Raw genomic sequence first — 812 nt, 5'->3', positions numbered from 1 at the left:
AAAAAAATCTGCTTTCAATTTAGCCTTTGAGTATTTACCCAAAATTCATGGCATACATGACAATATTTACCCCAAAACGTGTATTGTCCCTACTCATCCATCGCTTATTTCTAAAATCGTAATCCCATTCACAGCCATAATCCTTATTGCTATACAATACAGCAATACGGCCATTTATTTCTATTGCTTTTAAATATTCATGAACCAAGTCATCCCCCCATCCATTTAACTCTTGAGAGGTGACGGGTGGGCCGTCATCAAAATCAAAAAAAGAATGATAAAGCGGATGCTTATTGGAAATTTTTTTAAGGGCATCTTCACCAAAAATCTGTCTCATTTGCTCTTCAAAAGACTTCGCAAAGAGGCCATCAATATCATGATTGCAATCATCGGCAAAGACAAACCCTCCATTTTCTATATATTTCTTAAAATTCTCTTTCTCTTCTTTATTAAACTCCACCAATTTATGTCCACTAAGGTAACAAAAGGGAGATTTGAATATTTCCGGGCTACTTAATGGAATAACCCTTTCCAGTGGATCTACAGTTAAAGTTGTGTATTCAATAAGGGAATTCATCAAATTGGAAGGCATTCGTTGGTCAGTATTCCAATCCCCGGAATTGTATTGTAATCTTGTGAAAAAGAAACCACTCATAAGAGGAAATGTAAGTAATAAGAATTGGGAACTGGGAATTAGAAATCCCAAAGAAAAAAAAATATAAATCAAATTTTAGATCCAAAATTAATTCTTCTCAAAAGAAGCAAATAAATCATCCGGATTGATTTCATTTTTCCCAAATAAAGCAAAAAAA

General features: G+C 33.6%; 1 protein-coding gene. It reads right to left on the bottom strand.

Annotated features, from left to right (window positions below; translation table 11 throughout):
• Window positions 1-34 precede the first annotated feature (34 nt).
• A complete protein-coding gene (locus tag E1171_RS00580; protein WP_155203075.1) occupies window positions 35-655 on the bottom strand; it encodes a DUF4159 domain-containing protein in 621 nt (206 codons plus the stop codon).
• Window positions 656-812: the final 157 nt, after the last annotated feature.

It is taken from the genome of Xanthovirga aplysinae, assembly GCF_009711365.1.
GTDB lineage: Bacteria > Bacteroidota > Bacteroidia > Cytophagales > Cyclobacteriaceae > Xanthovirga > Xanthovirga aplysinae.
The sequence above is the reverse complement of the archived record's forward strand: the minus strand, read 5'-3'. Positions and strand labels throughout refer to the sequence as shown.

Bases quoted from the DNA above. Each gene is read 5' to 3' on its own strand.
- E1171_RS00580 (WP_155203075.1), bottom strand. From the start codon at position 655: ATGAGTGGTTTCTTTTTCACAAGATTACAATACAATTCCGGGGATTGG.